Source organism: Streptomyces murinus (genome assembly GCF_002154555.1).
GTDB classification, from domain to species: Bacteria; Actinomycetota; Actinomycetes; order Streptomycetales; family Streptomycetaceae; genus Streptomyces; species Streptomyces murinus.
This window is the reverse complement of the sequence record NZ_MUNF01000918.1, coordinates 1-1635: the sequence shown is the minus strand read 5'-3', so window position 1 is coordinate 1635 and position 1635 is coordinate 1. Positions and strand designations below refer to the sequence as shown.

Below are 1635 nucleotides of genomic sequence, written 5' to 3'. Positions count from 1 at the left end.
AAGCTGACGGCCGGTCAGATCAACCGATCTGACCGGCCGTCAGCTTTTTCCGGGAACCGCGGCACCGAATTCCGCTTTTGCGCGGCGCGTTCGGCCCATGGAGAGGACGGGGATTCACGACCGTCACATCCGTTCGACACATGGAGACATCACGGAGACATGACGTACGCCACACCGGTAATGCCGGAGTGGATCACTGACAACGGTGTCTTTGCTTCCGCGGAGGCGGACCGCCGTATTCCGTCCGGGTGTTCATGGGCCCGCGCAGCGGTTTCATGCCCTCGATACACATTCCCGGCGGACGCGACCTTACCGGCGCGTAACTCTTGCGTATCCGCTGATCGCAGGGATTGCCCGGGGACGACGAAGATTGTTATTGTCGCTCGAACAATCGAGTTGGACATTCCAACTCGACCGCGTACGACGAGTACACAGAGCCCATTGAGTTCGGGCTCTGCACCATTGCACCGCGAACCACGTGTCCGGCCGGATCACCTGCCTCGGACACGCTGATGCACCGCGCACCACCGGTAATTGCCGAACTCGCCCTGTACCGCCCGCAAGGACACCACCCCCGTACCGCACGCACCGCATGCCCGGCTGCCGTCGAATACCCGGAGTGAGAGTGAGTCCCACGAAAACCCTGGCAGACCCGATCGACGTGATGGGCCGTCTGCTGTCCTTCGAGGGCAAACAGGACCCCTACCCGCTGTACGAGCAGATGCGGGCCCACGGGCCGGTCGTCGACGTGGGCGGAGCCCACCTCTTCGTCACCGGCCACGCCGAATGCGCGCGGGCACTGCGCGAGCCGGACCTGCTGTCGACCGACGCCGCCGTGCAGGACGCGAGGCTGCCCGGCTGGCGCGAACACGCCTCCTGGTCCTGGCTGACGAAGAACATGCTGTTCTCCAACGACCCGGCCCACGAGCGCTACCGGCGCTTCTTCTCCAGTGCCTTCTCCGCGCGCAGCGTGGAGGCCTGGCGGCCCCTGGTCGAACGCCGGGCCGCGTACGCCGTCGAACGCGTCGCCCGCCTCGCCGCGGGCGGGGAAGTCGTCGACCTGGTCGCGGAGTTCTCCTTCCCGATGGCCGCCGGCGTCATCGGGGAACTGCTCGGCATCCCCGACGAGGACCACGACGCGTTCCGCGCGGACGTCGGCGACATCACGCTGACCCTGGAACCGATCCGCGACATGGGCCAGCTCACCGCCGGCGACGCGGCCATGGAACGCCTCGCCGTCTACTTCCACGACCTCGTCGCCCGCCGCCGCGCCCACCCCACCACCGACCTGACCAGCTCCTTCACCGCCGCCCGCGACACGGGCGGCGAACTGAGCGAGACCGAACTGGTCGCCAACCTCATGCTGCTCCTGGTCGCCGCGACCGAGGCACCCCAGGACCTGCTCAGCAACATGGTCCGCCTCGCTCTCACCCACCCCGCCCAGGCCGAACGGCTGCGCACCGAACCCGACTTCGCGGCCGGCTTCACCGACGAGACCCTGCGCTTCGACCCCGCCGCCCAGATCCTGAACCGCGTCGCCTCACGCGACCTGGACTTCTTCGGCGTCAAGGTCGCCCAAGGCGTGCCGCTGACCCTGCTCATCGCCGCCGGCAACCGCGACCCGCGCCGCTTCAC

At 67.8% G+C, this 1635-nt stretch carries 1 protein-coding gene; it reads left to right on the top strand.

The window, feature by feature from the left end:
* Positions 1 to 625 precede the first annotated feature (625 nt).
* A partial coding sequence (locus CCN72_RS36570) for a cytochrome P450 (RefSeq protein ID WP_086812628.1) occupies positions 626 to 1635 on the top strand: 1010 nt, incomplete at its 3' end.